Here is an 18,646-nt window from a genome sequence, read left to right on the forward strand (position 1 = left end):
CGGCTTCGACCGCTCAAACTTCTCTTTTGCCATCTCGGCCTCCTGTTCCTTTCGACGCGGGCGCAACCGGGGGGCGCCCGCGGATCATTGAGTTAAGCGTATTTCGACTGGATCTCGTCGGAGATGTTCTGCGGCACCGGCTCGTAGTGGTCGAACTGCATCGTGAACTGTGCCCGGCCCGAGGACATCGAGCGCAGGTTGTTGATGTAGCCGAACATGTTCGCCAGCGGCACGAAGGAGTCGATCACGATGGCATTGCCGCGGGGCGCCTGGCCCTGCACCTGGCCACGCCGCGAGGTGAGGTCACCGATGATGTTGCCGGTGTACTCTTCCGGCGTCACCACCTCGACCCTCATGATCGGCTCGAGCAGTTTCGCACCGGCCTTGCGCAGGCCCTCGCGCATGCACATCCGCGAGGCGATCTCGAAGGCGAGAACGCTCGAGTCCACGTCGTGGAACTTGCCGTCCACGAGCGCGACCTTGAAGTCGATCCCCGGGAAGCCGGCGCGCGGACCGGAGTCCATCACCGACTGGATGCCCTTCTCGACCCCGGGGATGTATTCCTTCGGCACCGTGCCGCCGACGATCCGCGACTCGAGGCTGTAGCCCTCGCCGGCCTCGGTCGGCGTGATCTCCAGCTTCACCTCGGCGAACTGACCCGAGCCACCGGTCTGCTTCTTGTGCGTGTAGGTGTGCTCGATCTTCTGGCTGATCGTCTCGCGGTAGGCCACCTGCGGCGCACCGATATTGGCCTCGACCTTGAATTCGCGCTTCAGCCGGTCGACCAGGATGTCGAGGTGAAGCTCGCCCATGCCCTTCATGATCGTCTGGCCCGATTCCAGATCGGTCTCCACGCGGAAGGACGGGTCCTCTGCCGCGAGGCGCTGCAGGCCGGCCGACATCTTCTCCTGGTCGGCCTTGGTCTTGGGCTCGACCGCGATCTCGATCACCGGATCGGGGAAGGTCATCGTCTCCAGCACGACGGGCTTCGATGCATCGCAGAGCGTGTCGCCGGTCGTGGTCTCCTTCAGGCCGGCCAGCGCGATGATGTCGCCCGACCCCGCCCAGTCGATCTCCTCGCGGGAGTTCGAGTGCATCATCATCATGCGCCCGATGCGCTCGCGACGGCCCTTGGTGGAGTTGAGCACGCTGCCGCCCTTCTCGAGCAGGCCCGAGTAGATGCGGGTGAAGGTCAGCGAGCCCACGAACGGGTCGTTCATGATCTTGAACGCGAGCCCGGCGAAGGGCTGGTCGTCGCCCGGGCGGCGCTCCATGTTGCGGGTCTCGGTCTCATCGTCCGGGGCGAAGCCCATGTAGGGCGGCACGTCGAGCGGGCCGGGCAGGTAGTCGATCACCGCGTTGAGCAGCGGCTGGACGCCCTTGTTCTTGAAGGCAGAGCCCGCGAGCACCGGCACGAAGGACATGTTGAGCGTGCCCTTGCGGATGAGGCTGCGCAGGGTCGGAAGATCCGGCTCTTCGCCCTCGAGATACTTCTCCATCGCGTCGTCGTCCTGCTCCACGGCGATCTCGACGAGTTCGGCGCGCATCTCCTCGGCCTTGTCCTTGAGGTCGTCGCGGATGTCCTGGATGACCCAGCTGGCGCCGAGATCCTCGCCCTTCCAGACCCATTCCTTCATGGTGACCAGATCGACGATGCCCTCGAGCTTGTCCTCGGCCCCGATCGGCATCTGGATCGGCGCGGGCAGGGCGCCCGTGCGGTCCTTGATCATGTGCACGCAGTTGAAGAAGTCGGCGCCGATCTTGTCCATCTTGTTGACGAACACGATGCGCGGCACCTTGTAGCGGTCGGCCTGGCGCCAGACCGTCTCGGTCTGCGGCTCCACCCCGGCATTGGCGTCGAGCACGGCCACCGCGCCGTCGAGCACGGCGAGCGAGCGCTCCACCTCGATGGTGAAGTCCACGTGTCCGGGCGTGTCGATGATGTTGAAGCGGAACGACGCTTCCTTGGGCGTGTCGCCGTAGATGCCGGTCGGGTTCTTGCCGTCCTCGGTGCGGAACCAGAAGGTGGTCGTCGCCGCCGAGGTGATGGTGATCCCGCGCTCCTGCTCCTGCTCCATCCAGTCCATCGTCGCGGCGCCGTCATGCACCTCGCCGATCTTGTGGGACTTGCCGGTGTAGTAGAGAATCCGCTCCGTCGTCGTGGTCTTGCCGGCATCGATGTGCGCCATGATGCCGAAGTTGCGGTAGCGGTCGAGGGAGTATTCGCGTGCCATGGAATGGAGCCTCTGCGACAGGGGTTACCAGCGGTAATGGCTGAAGGCCTTGTTGGCCTCCGCCATCTTGTGGGTGTCTTCGCGCTTCTTCACCGCGGTGCCGCGGGAATTCACGGCGTCGAGCAGCTCGCTGGCGAGACGCTCTTCCATCGTGTGCTCGTTGCGCTTGCGGCAGGCGTCGATCAGCCAGCGCAGCGCCAGCGCCTCGCGGCGCTCGGGGCGCACCTCGACCGGCACCTGATAGGTCGCACCGCCCACGCGGCGCGAGCGCACCTCGACCGACGGCTTGATGTTCTCGATCGCCTCGTGGAAGATTTCCACCGGCGCGCGCTTCACCTTGTTCTCGACACGGTCGAGCGCGTTGTAGACGATCCGTTCCGCGACCGACTTCTTGCCGTCGATCATCAGGTTGTTCATGAACTTCGTCAGAACCCGGTCGCCATACTTGGCGTCGGGAAGGATTTCGCGCTTTTCCGCTCTGTGACGACGGGACATCCTTTAATCCTCTTACTTCGGGCGCTTCGCGCCGTATTTCGAACGGCGCTGCTTGCGGTCCTTGACGCCTTGCGTGTCGAGCACGCCGCGCAGGATGTGGTAGCGCACACCGGGAAGGTCCTTTACACGGCCACCACGGATCAGGACCACCGAGTGCTCCTGCAGGTTGTGGCTCTCGCCCGGGATGTAGCTGATCACCTCGTAGCCGTTCGTCAGGCGCACCTTCGCCACCTTCCGCATCGCCGAGTTCGGCTTCTTCGGCGTGGTGGTGTAGACGCGCGTGCAAACCCCCCGCTTCTGCGGGCACTGCTCCAGGTGCATCGACTTGGAGCGCTTCACTTTGGGCTGCCGCGGCTTGCGGATCAGCTGCTGGATCGTAGGCATATGGGTCTTTTCCCCGTCTCCGTGTCTTCATCACTGCGCGGGCGTCCCCGCGCGAGTTCCGTGTCCGGCGCGCGCCTCGCCCGCTCAAAACGCAAAAACCGCATTCAGCCCCCTCTGCCGGGGCCGACGCGGTGGGTTTCCAGAGGATCGGGGCGAACGCGCCCGGATCGTGGCCACATGAGTCCTGATGCCGGCGGCGGGGAATACCCCTGTGCCGAGATGCCGGGCGTATACGGGGAGTCGCGGGGGTTGTCAACAGCACCCCGCCGCCGCTTGTCCCCGCGCCCGGGCGCTGCCACTCTGGCGCACTGAAACGGACCCGGGCGGCGAAGGGACGCGATACCGACATGCAGGCGATCGGGCTCTGCCGCTTTTCCTACCCCGCGATCGGCGGCTTCCAGGTCGAGCACGACAACCTGCGCGCACGGCTCGAGTATCTCTACGCGCCGGACCGGATGGAAGAGCGTTTCCGCCTCTTCGAAACCGTGGCGCTGCCGTCGCTGCGCGCCCAGACCGATCCGGCCTTCGATCTCGTGGTCGTCGCGGGCGACAGCCTGCCCGCGCCCCATCTCGCGCGCCTGCGCGCTGCGCTGAAGGACCTGCCGCAGGCGCAGCTCCGGCTCGAGCCGCCCCGGCGCCACCGCGCGGCGATGAAGGATCTGCTGCAGGCGGCGCGGCGGCAGCCGGACCGGCCCTGTCTGCAGTTTCGCTTCGACGACGACGATGCCGTCGCCGTCGATTTCGTGGAGAAGCTCAAATCGGCCGCGGCCGATTGCGGGCACCTGCTCGCGGCGCACCGCTCGGTCGCCATCGACTTCGCGAGCGGCTACCACGCGGCGTTCGGCCCCGGGGGCATCCGCGCCGCAGCGCTGTTCAGGCCCTATTACACCGCGGCGCTCGGCATGTCGGTGCGCGGCGGCGATACGCGGACGATCATGAACTTCGCCCACCACCGCATCCATCGCTTCATGCCGGCGATCTGCTTTCCCGAGCCGGCGATGTTCGTGCGAGGCCTCGGCCGCTTCAACGACTCGCGCGCGGGGGTGCCCTGGCCCGCGGATCTGCGCCCCCTTTCGGCTGCCGAGGAAGAGACGTTCCGCGCGCGCTTCGCCCTCGACGCGGATGCCATCCGGCGGGCCTTCGCCGGGGAGCACGGCGCTAGCGGCTAGGCGGAACGACGGGGCGGGCCCGCCGCGCCAGGCGCGCCTCGCGGAGCATCGTGTAGATGCCCGTCGCCGCGATGATCGCCGCGCCGAGCAGCGTCAGCGGCGCCGGCCAGTCGCCGAAGACGGCCCAGCCCAGCACCAGCGCCCAGAGCAGCCCGGTGTAGCGGAAGGGCGCGACGACGGCCACCTCGCCCACCCGCATCACGAGCACGCTGCAAAGATAGCCCCCCATGATGAAGACCGCCGAGGCACCGATCAGGCCGGCCTGCCGCCCTGTCACCGGGGTCCAGCCCTGACCCAGCCCCGCGAGCGCGGCGAAAAGGGTCACGCCGGCGGCGGCGGCAAGGGTCACCGTCAGCGAGGGCACCGCCGAGGACATCCGCCGCGTGGCCAGATCCCGCACCGTGACCATCGCCACCGCGACCAGCGCGTAGCCGGCGTAAAGGTTGAACCCCTCCGGCCCCGGCCGGACGATGAGCAGCATGCCAGCGAAGCCCACGAGAATGGCGGTGAGCCGCCGCCAGCCGATACGCTCCCCGAAGACCAGCGCCCCCCCGAGGGCGACGGTCAGGGGCAGCACCTGCAGGATCGCCGTGACGTTGGCGAGCGGCATGTTGATGAGCGCGGTCAGGAAGAAATAGGCCGCCCCCACCTCGCAGCCGGTACGCAGCAAGACGAGCGCCCCGTCGCGACCGGAAAGCCGCAGCGCGATCCGCCTCAAGCGCCAGGCCAGCAGGCCGATCAGGGTCGTCGTCGCGAGCCCCCGCAGGAACAGGATCTGCATGAGCGGCAGTTCGTCGCCCACCACCTTCACGAACGTGTCGTTGATGGTGAACGAGGCCATCGAAGCCATCATCAGAAGCGCGCCGCGCGCGTTGTCGGTAAGCACTGGCATGGCCGGCGGCACTCCCGCTGTTTCCGGACGCATCGGACCAGCGGTAGCGCCGCGCGGCCGGGCCGTCGAGACCTCGCCGTCGTCCCGCAGCCGAAGGCCGGCCACCTCGCCATCGCCGCCCCGAGGCCTCCGGAAACGCCCCCGGCAAGCGCGAAGGCCCGCGCGGCGACCGGCTGCGGCAAGGTTGAAGATCCGGAAGGACGAAAAAGGCCCCCACCGGGGCGGGGGCCTTCTTCCTGTCCTCAGTGCGGCGCCCGGTCTTGGCCGGACGCAATCACTCCTCGCGGCTCTCGGGCGTCTCCGACGCGTCGCTGCCGGTCTCGTCGCCGAAGACGTCCTCGGCCGGCGCGGCCAGCGCCGCGGCGGCTTCCGCCTCTTCCCGGCGCGCCTCGATCACGATGTTGTCGCGCTCCTGCGCGACCCTGCGCACGCGCTGCGTGGCCCCGCCGGTGCCCGCCGGGATCAGGCGCCCGACGATGACATTCTCCTTGAGCCCCACGAGCTTGTCGCGCTTGCCCTGCACCGATGCCTCGGTCAGGACCCGTGTCGTCTCCTGGAAGGAAGCGGCAGAGATGAAGCTGCGCGTCTGCAGCGACGCCTTGGTGATCCCCAGAAGGATCGGTTCGCCCTGGGCCGGGCGCCCTCCCTTCCTGATCGCCTTCTCGTTCGCGGCCTCGAACTCGGCCTTGTCGACGTGCTCTCCCTTGAGAAGCGTGGTCTCGCCGGAATCGAGGATCTCCCATTTCTGCAGCATCTGGCGGACGATCACCTCGATGTGCTTGTCGTTGATCTTCACGCCCTGCAGGCGATAGACGTCCTGCACCTCGTCCACCATGTAGTTGGCCAGCGCCTCCACCCCGAGAATGGCGAGGATGTCATGCGGCGCGGGATTGCCGTCCATGATGTAATCGCCCTTCTGGATGAAGTCGCCCTCCTGCACCGGGACGTGCTTGCCCTTGGGAACCATGTATTCCACGGGCTCGAGATTCTCGTCCGCGGGCTCGATGGTGATCCGGCGCTTGTTCTTGTAGTCGCGCCCGAACCGGACATAGCCGTCGATCTCGGCGATGATGGCGTGATCCTTGGGCCGCCGCGCCTCGAAGAGTTCGGCCACGCGCGGCAGACCGCCGGTGATGTCCTTCGTCTTCGCGCCCTCGCGGGGGATCCGCGCGACCACGTCGCCGGCCTGGATCTTCTGGCCGTCCTCGCAGGACAGGATCGCATCCACCGACATCGGGTAGGTGACCGGGTTGCCCTGGTCGTTGCGCACGGGCTCGCCGGCCTCGTCCACGAGGATGATCTCGGGCTTGAGGTCGTTGCCCTTGGGAGCGGCGCGCCAGTCGGTGACGATCTTCTGCGTCATGCCCGTGGCCTCGTCCGTCTCCTCGCGCACGGCGATGCCGTTCACGAGGTCGTGGTGCTTGGCGATACCGTCCTTCTCGGCAATGATCGGCAGGGTGTAGGGATCCCACTCGAAGAGCTTCGCGCCCCGCTCCACCTTCTGGCCTTCCTCGACGAAGAGCTTCGTGCCGTAGCCCAGCTTGAAGCTCGCCCGCTCCTCGCCCTGCTCGTCGCGGATCAGCAGCTTCATGTTGCGGCCCATCACGAGGATTTCCCCCGAGGCGTTCTCCAGCGTGGAGGCGTTCTCGAAGGCGATGGTGCCGCCCTGGCTAGCCTCCTGGAAGGACTGCTGGCCGCCGGTCGCCACGCCGCCGATGTGGAAGGTCCGCATCGTCAGCTGCGTGCCCGGCTCGCCGATCGACTGCGCCGCGATGATGCCCACCGCCTCGCCGGCGTTGACCATCGTACCGCGCGCGAGGTCGCGGCCGTAGCACATGGCGCAGACGCCCTCTTCGGCCTCGCAGGTCAGCGGGCTGCGGATGCGGGCGCTGGCCACGCCCTCTTCGTCGATCCGGTCCGCCTGCCGCTCGTCGATGAGCTCGCCCGCGCGGGTGATGACCTCTTCGCCGCCGGGCACGACGATGTCCGCCGCGGCCACCCGGCCGAGGACGCGCTCGCCGAGCGAGGCGACCACCTCGCCGTCGTTCACCGCCGGCTCCGCGAGGATCGACAGATCCGTGCCGCAATCCGTCATCCGGACGATGCAGTCCTGCGCGACGTCCACGAGACGGCGGGTCAGGTAACCCGAGTTCGCCGTCTTGAGCGCGGTGTCGCTGAGGCCCTTCCGCGCGCCGTGGGTGGAGTTGAAGTACTCCAGCACGGTGAGGCCTTCCTTGAAGTTCGAGATGATCGGTGTCTCGATGATGTCGCCGTTCGGCTTGGCCATCAGGCCGCGCATGCCGCCGAGCTGCTTCATCTGCGTGACCGAGCCCCGCGCGCCCGAATGCGCCATCATGTAGACGCTGTTGGGCTCGACCTCGGCACCGTTCTCGTCTCGCTGGTTGGCCGAGATCGCGGACATCATCGCCTCGGTCACGCGGTCGTTGCACTTCGACCAGGCGTCCACGACCTTGTTGTACTTCTCGCCCTGGGTGATCAGGCCGTCCATGTACTGCTGTTCGAAGTCCTTCACCTGCTCGCGCGTGTCTTCGACGATGGACCACTTCTGCTCGGGGATGACCATGTCGTCCTTGCCGAACGAGATGCCCGCGCGGAACGCCTCGCGGAAGCCGAGCGTCATGATCTGGTCGCAGAAGATGACCGACTCCTTCTGGCCGCAGTACCGGTAGACGGTGTCGATGACCTGCTGCACCTCCTTCTTGCGGAGCAGCCGGTTCACGAGCTCGAAGGGCGCCTTCGCGTTGAGCGGCATCAGCTGGCCGAGGCGGACGCGACCAGGGGTCGTGTCGTGAAGCTGCCAGACCTCGCTGCCTTCCTCGTCGATCTGCTTGATCCGGCACTTGATCTTGGCGTGCATGTGGACCGAGCCGGTATCGAGCGCGAACTGCACCTCGTCGGGGTGGGCGAAGACCATGCCCTCGCCCTTCATGCCCTCACGCTCCAGCGTGATGTAGTAGAGGCCCAGGATCATGTCCTGCGAGGGCACGATGATCGGCGCGCCGTTCGCAGGCGACAGCACGTTGTTGGTGCTCATCATGAGCACGCGCGCCTCGAGTTGCGCCTCGAGCGACAACGGCACGTGCACGGCCATCTGGTCGCCGTCGAAATCGGCGTTGAAGGCCGCGCAGACCAGCGGGTGAAGCTGGATCGCCTTGCCCTCGATCAGCACGGGCTCGAAAGCCTGGATGCCGAGGCGGTGCAGTGTCGGCGCACGGTTGAGGAGGACAGGATGTTCCCGGATGACCTCGTCGAGGATGTCCCAGACCTCCGGCCGCGCCTTCTCGACGAGCTTCTTGGCCTGCTTCACGGTCGAACTCAGGCCCTTCGCCTCCAGCCGCGAGTAGATGAACGGCTTGAAAAGCTCGAGCGCCATCTTCTTGGGCAGCCCGCACTGGTGCAGCTTGAGCTCCGGGCCGGTCACGATGACCGAGCGGCCGGAGAAGTCGACCCGCTTGCCCAGCAGGTTCTGACGGAAGCGGCCCTGCTTGCCCTTCAGCATGTCCGAGAGCGACTTCAGCGGCCGCTTGTTCGCGCCGGTGATGACACGGCCGCGGCGGCCGTTGTCGAAAAGCGCGTCCACGGATTCCTGGAGCATGCGCTTTTCGTTGCGCACGATGATGTCCGGCGCGCGCAGCTCGATCAGCCGCTTCAGGCGGTTGTTGCGGTTGATGACCCGGCGATAGAGATCGTTGAGGTCCGACGTGGCGAACCGGCCGCCATCGAGCGGCACCAGCGGGCGCAGCTCCGGCGGGATGACCGGGATGACCGTCATCACCATCCATTCGGGACGGTTGCCCGACTCGAGGAAGCTCTCGACGACCTTGAGACGCTTGATGATCTTCTTGGGCTTGAGCTCGCCCGTGGCCTCGGCCAGGTCGGCGCGCAGGTGCTCGGCCTCGGATTCGAGGTCGATCGCGGCCAGCATCTCGCGGATCGCCTCGGCGCCGATATTGGCGGTGAAGGCGTCCATGCCGTACTGGTCCTGCGCGTCCATGAACTCTTCCTCGGTCATGAGCTGACCGTAGGAGAGATCGGTGAGGCCCGGCTCCGTGACGACGTAGTTCTCGAAGTAGAGGATCCGCTCCAGGTCACGGAGCGTCATGTCGAGCATCAGGCCGATGCGCGAGGGCAGCGACTTCAGGAACCAGATATGAGCGACGGGCGCGGCCAGTTCGATGTGGCCCATGCGCTCGCGCCGGACCTTCTGCAAGGTGACCTCGACGCCGCATTTCTCGCAGACGACGCCGCGGTACTTCATGCGCTTGTACTTGCCGCAGAGGCACTCGTAATCCTTGATCGGGCCGAAGATGCGCGCGCAGAACAGGCCGTCCCGCTCGGGCTTGAAGGTGCGGTAGTTGATGGTCTCGGGCTTCTTGATCTCGCCGTAGGACCACGAGAGGATCCGCTCCGGGCTCGCCAGCGAGACGCGGATCTCGTCGAAGACCTTGGTCGGGGTGAGCGGGTTGAACGGGTTGTTCGTCAGTTCCTGGTTCATGTCGTGACCTCAAATCCTGCAGGGAAGTTGGAGCGGGCGGAAAGGCGCTTCGAAGCGCCTTTCCAAGCGCCTTCCAAGGCGCTTCGGGCCGTCATTCCTCGTCTTCCTCCGCGTCCAGGAGTTCCATGTTGAGCCCGAGGCCCCGGACCTCCTTCACCAGCACGTTGAAGGATTCCGGCACACCGGCCTCGAAGTTGTCCTCGCCCTTGACGATCGACTCGTAGACCTTCGTGCGGCCTGCCACGTCGTCGGACTTCACCGTCAGCATCTCCTGCAGGGTGTAGGCCGCGCCGTAGGCTTCCAGCGCCCAGACCTCCATCTCGCCGAACCGCTGGCCGCCGAACTGCGCCTTGCCGCCCAGCGGCTGCTGGGTCACGAGGCTGTAGGGCCCGGTCGAGCGCGCGTGGATCTTGTCGTCCACGAGATGGTGCAGCTTGAGCAGGTACTTTACCCCCACCGTCACCGGCCGCGCGAACTGCTCGCCGGTGCGCCCGTCGAAGAGGATCGACTGGCCGCTTTCGCTGAAGCCCGCCCGCACCAGCGCGTCGTTCACGTCAGGCTCCTTCGCGCCGTCGAACACGGGCGTCGCGATCGGCACGCCGCGGGTGACGGTCGAGGCCGCCTCGACGACGCGCTCCTCGTCCATCCCGGCGATACCCTCCTCGTAGACGTCGTCGCCATAGGCCAGGCGCAGAGCCTCGCGCACCGGCGTCAGGTCGCCGGTGCGGCGGTAGTCCTGAAGCGCGTCGTCGATCCTGAGCCCGAGGCCGCGCGCGGCCCATCCCATGTGCGTCTCGAGGATCTGGCCCACGTTCATCCGGCTGGGAACGCCGAGCGGGTTGAGCACGACATCCACCGGCGTGCCGTCCTCGAGGAACGGCATGTCCTCCATCGGGACCACCTTCGAGATGACGCCCTTGTTGCCGTGGCGGCCGGCCATCTTGTCGCCGGGCTGCAGCTTGCGCTTCACCGCGACGAAGACCTTGACCATCTTCATCACGCCCGGCGGCAGGTCGTCGCCGCGGCGGACCTTCTCGACCTTGTCCTCGAAGCGCGCGTCGAGCTGGCGCTTCTGCGCCTCGTACTGCTCATGCAGCGCCTCGACGATCTTGGCGTCCTCCTCGTCCTTGAGGGCGAGTTGCCACCACTGCCCGCGCGACAGGCCCTCGAGCAGCTCCTCGGTGATCTCGGAGTTGGCCTTCACGCCTTTCGGACCCTTCACGGCCGTCTTGCCGAGGATCATCGACTTCAGACGCGCGTAGATGTTGCGGTCGAGGATCGCGAGCTCGTCGTCCCGGTCGCGGGCGAGGCTCTCGATCTCCTCGCGCTCGATCTGGAGCGCGCGCTCGTCCTTCTCCACGCCGTGACGGTTGAAGACGCGCACCTCCACCACGGTGCCGTAGTCGCCGGGCTTCACCCGCAGCGAGGTGTCGCGCACGTCCGACGCCTTTTCGCCGAAGATCGCGCGCAGGAGCTTCTCCTCCGGCGTCATCGGGCTTTCACCCTTGGGCGTGATCTTGCCCACGAGGATGTCGCCCGGTTCCACGTCGGCGCCGATGTAGACGATGCCCGCCTCGTCGAGGTTGCGCAGCGCCTCCTCGCCCACGTTGGGGATGTCGCGGGTGATCTCCTCGGGGCCGAGCTTGGTGTCGCGGGCGGCGACCTCGAACTCCTCGATGTGGATCGAGGTGAAGACGTCGTCGCGCGCGATGCGCTCGGAGATCAGGATCGAATCCTCGTAGTTGTAGCCGTTCCACGGCATGAAGGCGACGACCACGTTCTTCCCGAGCGCGAGTTCGCCCATGTCGGTGGACGGGCCGTCGGCGATCACCTCGTTCTTCGTGACCCGGTCACCCACCTTCACCAGCGGACGCTGGTTGATGCAGCTGTTCTGGTTCGAACGCTGGAACTTGCGCATCCGGTAGATGTCGACGCCCGGGTCGCCGGGCTCGAGGTCGTCCGTGGCGCGGACCACGATCCGCTCCGCGTCCACCTGGTCGATGATCCCGGACCGGCGCGCCATGATCGAGGCGCCCGAGTCGCGCGCCACGATCTCCTCGATCCCGGTGCCCACCAGCGGCGCCTCGGCCTGCAGAAGCGGCAGGGCCTGACGCTGCATGTTCGAGCCCATCAGCGCGCGGTTGGCGTCGTCGTTCTCGAGGAACGGGATCAGCGAGGCCGCGACCGAGACGAGCTGCTTGGGCGACACGTCGATGAGATCCACGCTCTCGTTCGGCGCGAGCGTGTAGTCGCCCGCCTGCCGCGTGGACACCAGGTCGTTCACGAACCGGCCACCCTCGTCCAGCTTCGCGTTGGCCTGCGCGATGGTGTGGCGCATCTCCTCGGTGGCGGACATGTAGACCACATCCTCGGAGACCTGGCCCTCGTGCACCTTGCGGTAGGGCGTCTCGATGAAGCCGTACTTGTTCACCCGCGCGAAGGTCGCCAGCGAGTTGATGAGGCCGATGTTCGGGCCTTCCGGCGTCTCGATCGGGCACATCCGGCCGTAATGCGTGGGATGCACGTCGCGCACCTCGAAGCCCGCGCGCTCACGCGTGAGGCCGCCGGGCCCGAGCGCCGAGAGGCGGCGCTTGTGCGTCACCTCGGAAAGCGGGTTGGTCTGGTCCATGAACTGGGAGAGCTGCGAGGAGCCGAAGAATTCGCGCACCGCGGCCGCGGCCGGTTTCGCGTTGATCAGGTCCTGCGGCATGACCGTGTCGATCTCGGCCGAGGCCATGCGCTCCTTGATCGCGCGCTCCATGCGCAGAAGGCCGACGCGGTACTGGTTCTCCATCAGCTCGCCGACCGAGCGCACCCGGCGGTTGCCGAGGTGGTCGATGTCGTCGATCTCGCCCTTGCCGTCGCGCAGTTCCATCAGCGCCTTCACGCAGGCCACGATGTCTTCGCGGTCGAGCGTGCGCTGGGTGTCCGGCTTCTCGAGATCGAGACGCATGTTCATTTTCACGCGCCCGACGGCCGAGAGGTCGTAACGCTCCGCATCGAAGAACAGCGTGTCGAAAAGCGCGCTCGCGGCCTCGACCGTGGGCGGCTCTCCCGGGCGCATGACGCGATAGATGTCCATGAGCGCGGTATCGCGGTTCATGTTCTTGTCCATCGCCATGGTGTTGCGGATGTAGGGCCCCACGTTCACGCCATCGATGTCGAGAACCGGGATCTCGGTGATGCCCGCGTCCAGAAGCGTCTTCAGCGTGCCGCCCGTGACGGTGCCGTCCTTGTCCGTCTCCCAGGTGAGCTCGTCGCCCGCCTCGACGTGGATGGCGCCGGTTTCCTCGTCGATGATGTCCTCGGCCACGAACTTGCCCAGGATCTGCTCGAACGGCACGAGCAGATCGGTGACCTTGCCCTCGTCGATGAGCTGCTTGACCGCCCGCGGCGTGACCTTCTTGCCGGCCTCGGCGATCACCTCGCCGGTCGCGGCATCCACGAGATCATGCGAGGGCCGCGTGCCGCGCACGCGCTCGGGGAAGAACTTCGTCTCCCAGCCCTCGCCCTTGCGCAGAGTGTAGCTGACCGTGTCGTAATAGGCCTTCATGATGGCCTCCTGATCCATGCCGAGGGCATAGAGCAGGGTCGTCACCGGCAGTTTCCGGCGACGGTCGATGCGGGCGTAGACGATGTCCTTGGCGTCGAACTCGAAATCCAGCCAGGAGCCGCGGTAGGGAATGATGCGGCAGGCGAAGAGAAGCTTGCCGGAGGAATGCGTCTTGCCCTTGTCGTGGTCGAAGAACACGCCGGGGCTGCGGTGCATCTGGGACACGATGACCCGCTCGGTGCCGTTGACGACGAAGGTGCCGTTATGGGTCATGAGCGGCATGTCGCCCATGAACACGTCCTGCTCCTTGATGTCCTTCACCGACTTCGCGCCGGTGTCCTCGTCCATGTCGAACACGATCAGGCGCAGCGTGACCTTGAGCGGCGCGGCATAGGTCATGTCGCGCTGCTGGCATTCCTCCACGTCGTATTTCGGCCGCTCGAGATCGTAGCTGACGAATTCCAGCACCGCCGTCTCGTTGAAGTCCTTGATCGGGAAGACCGACTGGAAGACGCCCATCAGGCCTTCGCCCTCCTGTGGCGACGGTCCGTCGCCGGAGTTCAGGAACAGGTCGTAGGAACTCTTCTGAACCTCGATGAGGTTCGGCATCTCCAGCACTTCGCGGATCTTGCCATAGTACTTGCGCAGTCGTTTCTGGCCGAGGAAGGATTGAGCCATGAGCCGTGCCACCTTTCGTTTCTCACCGGGCGCGTTCGCTGCCGGGGCCACAGGCCCGCGCCCAACCGAGACGGCGTGATCGCGATCCATTCCCGGCCCCCGTCCCACCGCGGGGCCTCCCGATCGCCTGAACCTCGCCTTGGAAAGGCCCGCGGACCGGGCCTTGCCGAGACAGGTTCGGCCGGGCCCGGTTTCCCGGGCCCAGCCTTCAGAGATGCGCGCCCCATGCGGAGCGGGCGTCCTGTTACTTGAGCTCGATCTCGGCGCCGGCCTCTTCGAGCTTCTTCTTGATCTCCTCGGCCTCGTCCTTGGAGACCTGCTCCTTGACGGCCTTGCCACCGGCTTCCACCAGCTCCTTGGCCTCCTTGAGGCCGAGACCGGTGATCGCGCGCACTTCCTTGATCACGTTGATCTTGGACGCGCCGGGCGACTTCAGGATGACGTCGAACTCGGTCTGCTCCTCTTCGGCCGCACCGCCGGCGTCGCCGCCCCCGGCCGGAGCCATCATCACCGCGCCGCCGGCGGCGGGCTCGATGTCGTACTCGTCCTTGAGGATTTGCTTGAGTTCCTGTGCCTCGAGAAGCGTGAGGTTAACGATCTCTTCGGCGAGTTTTTTCAGATCAGCCATTTCGTGACTCTTTCCGTATCAATGTGTGTCCAGCGTCGGGCATCCGCCACGACAAGGGTTTTTCGGGTTGCCTTACGCGGCTTCGGCCTTCTCTTCGATGGTCGAAAGGATGCTCGCGATGTTGGAAGCAGGCGCGCCGATCGCACCGGCGATGTTGGAAGCGGGTGCGCCGATACAGCCGACGATCTGCGCGATGAGTTCCTCGCGCGACGGCATTTTCGACACGGCCTCCACACCGGCCCGGTCCAGAACCGTCTCTCCCATCGCCCCGCCAAGGACCTCGAGCTTCTTGTTGCCCTTGGCGAAGTCCTCGACCACCTTGGCGGCTGCCACGGGGTCTTCGGAGTAGGTGAGCACGGTCATGCCCGTAAGAAGGTCCGCGATGCCTGCGCACGGCTTCCCCTCGAGGGCGATCTTGGCGAGCCTGTTCTTGGCGACGCGCACGGAACTCTGACCCGCGCGGGCGCGGGCACGAAGATCCTGCATCTCGGCAACCGTGAGACCCTCGTAGTGGGCAACCACCACGACGCCAGAGCTTTCGAAGATCTGGCCGAGTTCCTCGACCACTTTCTCTTTCTGGGCTCTATCCACAGTTTCACTCCAAGTTTGAAGGGGGTCCCCCCTCCGGCTCTGTTGCACCGCCGCCCGGACAAGCGCCCGGAAGACGGCCTTCGGGTCCGTGTCAGGGTCCCGAGGCCTCGATCGCCCGAGGGGGGTCTGCCCGCCCGGAAATCTCGTCTCGTTCCCCATCTCGGGAAGGACTTAACGGGTTTCCCCTGCCCTCCGTCTCGGACAGGACGGGGCCCGGCCGGCCCCGCCACCCGGCGCGCCCGAAGGCACGCCGAATTCCTTATTCCGCGGCTGCGGCCGCCGGCCCGCTCATGGCGGAGCCCACATCGACGGAGATCCCCGGCCCCATCGTGGAGCTGAGGGAAATCTTCTTGATGTAGGTGCCCTTGGCACCCGCCGGCTTCGCCTTGGCCACCGCGTCCACGAAAGCGCGCAGGTTCTCGGCAAGCTGGCCGTCGTCGAAGGAGGCCTTGCCGATGCCCGCATGAACCACGCCGGCCTTTTCGGCCTTGAATTGCACCTGGCCGCCCTTGGCGTCCTTGACCGCCTGCGCCACGTCCATCGTCACCGTGCCCACCTTCGGGTTCGGCATAAGGTTGCGCGGGCCGAGGATCTTGCCCAGCCGGCCGACCACGGGCATCATGTCCGGCGTCGCGATGCAGCGGTCGAAATCGATCGCGCCACCCTGGATCGTCTCCATCAGATCCTCCGCGCCCACGATGTCGGCGCCGGCCTCCTTGGCCTCGTCCGCCTTCGCGCCGCGCGCGAACACCGCGACGCGGGTTTCCTTGCCCGTGCCGTTGGGCAGGCTGACGACGCCGCGCACCATCTGGTCGGCGTGGCGGGGATCGACGCCGAGGTTCATCGCGACCTCGACCGTCTCGTCGAACTTGGCCGAAGCGTTCGCCTTGACGAGCGCGAGAGCCTCCTCGACCGCGACATCTTCCTTGCCGGCGAGAGCCTCGCGGGCGGCGCGGGTGCGTTTACCAAGCTTCGCCATCACTTCACCTCGATGCCCATGGAGCGGGCGCTGCCGAGGATGATCTGCATCGCGTCCTCGATGGTGTTCGCGTTGAGGTCCTTCATCTTGGCCTCGGCGATTTCCTTGACCTGGGGCGCGCTGACCGTGCCGGCGGTGCCGCGACCCGGGGTCGCGGAGCCGGATTTCACCTTCGCGGCCTTCTTGAGATAGTAGGAGGCCGGCGGCGTCTTGATCTCGATGGTGAAGGACTTGTCCTGATAATACGTGATCAGGGTGGGGCAGGGCGCACCTTGCTCCATGTCCTGCGTCTTGGCGTTGAACGCCTTGCAGAACTCCATGATGTTGATGCCGCGCTGACCCAGCGCGGGACCGACCGGCGGCGACGGATTCGCCTGCCCGGCAGGCACCTGAAGCTTCATCTTGCCTGCGAGTTTCTTGGCCATCTGGCCCTCTCTCCTTTCCAACACCCGGACCGGCGCGCCGGCCGGGCTTTCGCGTCGTGTGGTCCGGCCGGGTCGCCGCGGCGCCCGAACCTCCCACGGTTCGCACTCAGCCCTGTTTGGTGACCTGAGTGAATTCCAGATCGACCGGGGTTTCCCGGCCGAAGATCGACACCATCACCTTCAGGCGCTGGTTCGACTCGTCCACCTCCTCGACCATGCCGTCGAAATCCTCGAACGGGCCGTCGTTCACCTTCACCTTCTCGCCCACCTCGTAGTGGATGAGGGTGCGCGGCGCCTCTTCGCCCTCCTGAACGCGGTTCAGGATCGCGTTCACCTCGGCGTCGCGCATGGGCATCGGACGGCCCTGCGGCCCCAGAAAGCCGGTGACGCGATTGATCGAGTTGATCAGGTGATACCCCTTGTCCGACATCTCCATGCGGACGAGCACGTAGCCCGGCATGAAGCGGCGCTCCGCCGTCACCTTCTTGCCGCGCCGCACCTCGATCACTTCCTCGGTCGGAACGAGCACTTCCTCGATCTCGTCCTCGAGACCGGCCTCGGCGGCGGCTGTCTTGATCTGCTCGGCGATCTTCTTCTCGAAATTGGAAAGAACGCTCACCGAATACCAGCGTTTCGCCATGCTGCCTCAGCCCTTGTCACGACCCGGCAAGGCCGGGAATTCCCAGTATGATCCGGCCTTCTGACCGTGTCCTTCCGGAAAACAAAAGCGGCGCGCAACACGAATCGCCGCACGCCAATTTCCGGAGGTTGACGTGCGTCCTACCCCTCGCGGCGCGAAGTTGCAAGGGCCGGGCGCGCCATGGCCGGCACGCCCGGCATGTCAGTTGAACATGCCCAGAAGCGCCGTCAGCCCGCTTCGGATCGCAAGATCCACGAGCCCGAAGAAGATCGCCGTCAGCGTCGCCATGATGAAGACCATGATCGTGGTCAGGACCACCTCGCGGCGCGTCGGCCAGACCACCTTTGCGATCTCGGCGCGGGTCTGCTGGATGAACTGCAACGGGTTGGCCATGGCGCGCGGACCTCTTTCCTCGGACGCGGGGGATATACGGGGTGCGGCGGCGACCTGCAAGGGCGGTGTGCCCACCCGAAGTAATGGCAGGGGCAGCAGGGCTCGAACCCGCGACCTACGGTTTTGGAGACCGTCGCTCTACCAACTGAGCTATACCCCTCCGGCCGGGGTCATCCTCTATGCGCGCAGCCCCCGCGATGCAAGCGGGAATCGCCCGTATCGCGTCAGCTCCGGCGCCCGGCGCCGCAGGGGGCCAACTCTTGCGACCGGAGGGGGACGGCNCGATGCAAGCGGGAATCGCCCGTATCGCGTCAGCTCCGGCGCCCGGCGCCGCCGGGGGCCAACTCTTGCGACCGGAGGGGGACGGCGCGGCGCAGCGATGACATGCCCCTCACCCCGTCGGGAGCCTGGCGCCGTGTGAGGCTCGCGCCGGCGCGAACCGGCTGAAACAAAACGCCCAGCACGTTTCTTTGAACGCCGTGCGATCGCGCCCGGGCTCACGCGCGCCGCCCGGCCCCGTGACCAGCTCGTGAAAGCGCCGGCCCCTGCCGCACAGGGTCCTGCCGGCAGCGCCGGCATACCGTTGCGCACACTGGAGCCCGGGGGATCACGTCAAGCCCAAATCCCCGTGCCCGGGAAGCGATGGAGGCGTGATTTCCCCGGCGCGCCGGGATGGCGCAGATTGCGGGGCGTCGGCGGCGGACACGCCCCGGCGGAACCCCTGAAAGCCCCGGAGCGGGCAAACACCGAACGACGAAAGGAAAGACCCATGACCCGTATTTTCGCAATCGCCGCCCTCGCCCTCGCAACCGCCGCGACCGCGGCCTCGGCGATGGCCCCCAGCAGCGCGCAGCTTCGCCAGATCGAGCGTCACGCCCCCGCCGGCGCCGATCTTTCGGTGCTGTCCCATTCGGACACGCTGCGGATCCTCGGCCAGATTTCGAGCGCGGACAACGCGGGCGAGATCCGGCGTTTCATCCGGGCTCGGCTGCGCGATGCGAGCTGAGGCCGCAGCATCGGACCGGCTTTCGCAGCAACATTCGCCGCGCACGCATCGGCCGCACGGCGG

The 18,646-nt window shown here is 66.6% G+C and carries 14 protein-coding genes and 1 tRNA gene; 2 read left to right on the forward strand and 13 right to left on the reverse strand.

What is annotated here, in order from left to right:
* Positions 1-92 precede the first annotated feature (92 nt).
* The 3 genes from fusA to rpsL are packed head-to-tail and all read right to left on the reverse strand — an operon-like array spanning position 93 to position 3,113.
* The gene (gene fusA, locus AB6A65_RS15860; RefSeq protein ID WP_371039378.1) at positions 93-2,234 is read right to left on the reverse strand and encodes an elongation factor G; all 2,142 of its coding nucleotides are present in this window, start codon (positions 2,232-2,234) and stop codon (positions 93-95) included.
* Positions 2,235-2,258: 24 nt separating this feature from the next.
* The gene (rpsG, locus tag AB6A65_RS15865; RefSeq protein WP_371039379.1) at positions 2,259-2,729 is read right to left on the reverse strand and encodes a 30S ribosomal protein S7; all 471 of its coding nucleotides are present in this window, start codon (positions 2,727-2,729) and stop codon (positions 2,259-2,261) included.
* Positions 2,730-2,741: 12 nt separating this feature from the next.
* Positions 2,742-3,113, reverse strand: coding sequence for a 30S ribosomal protein S12 (rpsL, locus tag AB6A65_RS15870; protein ID WP_005980675.1), 372 nt, complete (start codon positions 3,111-3,113; stop codon positions 2,742-2,744).
* Positions 3,114-3,460: 347 nt separating this feature from the next.
* Between rpsL and AB6A65_RS15875 the strand changes: the two genes are divergently transcribed.
* Positions 3,461-4,282 (forward strand): glycosyltransferase, encoded by an 822-nt coding sequence (locus AB6A65_RS15875; RefSeq protein ID WP_371039380.1) that lies wholly within the window; start codon positions 3,461-3,463, stop codon positions 4,280-4,282.
* Here AB6A65_RS15875 and AB6A65_RS15880 read toward each other — a convergent pair.
* The 10 genes from AB6A65_RS15880 to AB6A65_RS15925 form a co-directional block, all read right to left on the reverse strand.
* Positions 4,272-5,174, reverse strand: a complete 903-nt coding sequence (locus AB6A65_RS15880) for a DMT family transporter (protein WP_371039381.1) — start codon at positions 5,172-5,174, stop codon at positions 4,272-4,274. The genes AB6A65_RS15875 and AB6A65_RS15880 overlap by 11 nt on opposite strands.
* Positions 5,175-5,448: 274 nt before the next feature.
* A complete protein-coding gene (rpoC, locus tag AB6A65_RS15885) occupies positions 5,449-9,690 on the reverse strand; it encodes a DNA-directed RNA polymerase subunit beta' (RefSeq protein WP_371039382.1) in 4,242 nt (1,413 codons plus the stop codon).
* Between the two features lie 91 nt (positions 9,691-9,781).
* Positions 9,782-13,921, reverse strand: a complete 4,140-nt coding sequence (gene rpoB, locus AB6A65_RS15890; RefSeq protein WP_371039383.1) for a DNA-directed RNA polymerase subunit beta — start codon at positions 13,919-13,921, stop codon at positions 9,782-9,784.
* A gap of 244 nt (positions 13,922-14,165) precedes the next feature.
* Positions 14,166-14,549: a 50S ribosomal protein L7/L12 gene (gene rplL / locus AB6A65_RS15895; RefSeq protein WP_371039384.1), complete on the reverse strand. Its 384-nt coding sequence runs from the start codon at positions 14,547-14,549 to the stop codon at positions 14,166-14,168.
* Between the two features lie 72 nt (positions 14,550-14,621).
* The gene (gene rplJ / locus AB6A65_RS15900) at positions 14,622-15,140 is read right to left on the reverse strand and encodes a 50S ribosomal protein L10 (RefSeq protein WP_371039385.1); all 519 of its coding nucleotides are present in this window, start codon (positions 15,138-15,140) and stop codon (positions 14,622-14,624) included.
* A 259-nt stretch (positions 15,141-15,399) separates the two neighbouring features.
* On the reverse strand, positions 15,400-16,119 hold the full coding sequence (gene rplA / locus AB6A65_RS15905) for a 50S ribosomal protein L1 (protein WP_371039386.1): 720 nt from the start codon (positions 16,117-16,119) through the stop codon (positions 15,400-15,402).
* Positions 16,119-16,544 (reverse strand): 50S ribosomal protein L11, encoded by a 426-nt coding sequence (gene rplK, locus AB6A65_RS15910; RefSeq protein WP_371039387.1) that lies wholly within the window; start codon positions 16,542-16,544, stop codon positions 16,119-16,121. The genes rplA and rplK overlap by 1 nt, the downstream gene beginning before the upstream one ends.
* 106 nt (positions 16,545-16,650) lie before the next feature.
* A complete protein-coding gene (nusG, locus tag AB6A65_RS15915) occupies positions 16,651-17,184 on the reverse strand; it encodes a transcription termination/antitermination protein NusG (RefSeq protein ID WP_371039388.1) in 534 nt (177 codons plus the stop codon).
* A 201-nt stretch (positions 17,185-17,385) separates the two neighbouring features.
* The gene (secE, locus tag AB6A65_RS15920) at positions 17,386-17,577 is read right to left on the reverse strand and encodes a preprotein translocase subunit SecE (RefSeq protein ID WP_371039389.1); all 192 of its coding nucleotides are present in this window, start codon (positions 17,575-17,577) and stop codon (positions 17,386-17,388) included.
* An 84-nt stretch (positions 17,578-17,661) separates the two neighbouring features.
* Positions 17,662-17,737, reverse strand: a tRNA-Trp gene (locus AB6A65_RS15925).
* Between the two features lie 609 nt (positions 17,738-18,346).
* Between AB6A65_RS15925 and AB6A65_RS15930 the strand changes: the two genes are divergently transcribed.
* Complete coding sequence (locus AB6A65_RS15930) at positions 18,347-18,583, forward strand: hypothetical protein (protein WP_371039390.1); 237 nt, start codon at positions 18,347-18,349, stop codon at positions 18,581-18,583.
* Positions 18,584-18,646 lie beyond the last annotated feature (63 nt).

Source organism: Rhodosalinus sp. FB01 (assembly GCF_041365715.1).
Taxonomy (GTDB): Bacteria; Pseudomonadota; Alphaproteobacteria; order Rhodobacterales; family Rhodobacteraceae; genus Rhodosalinus.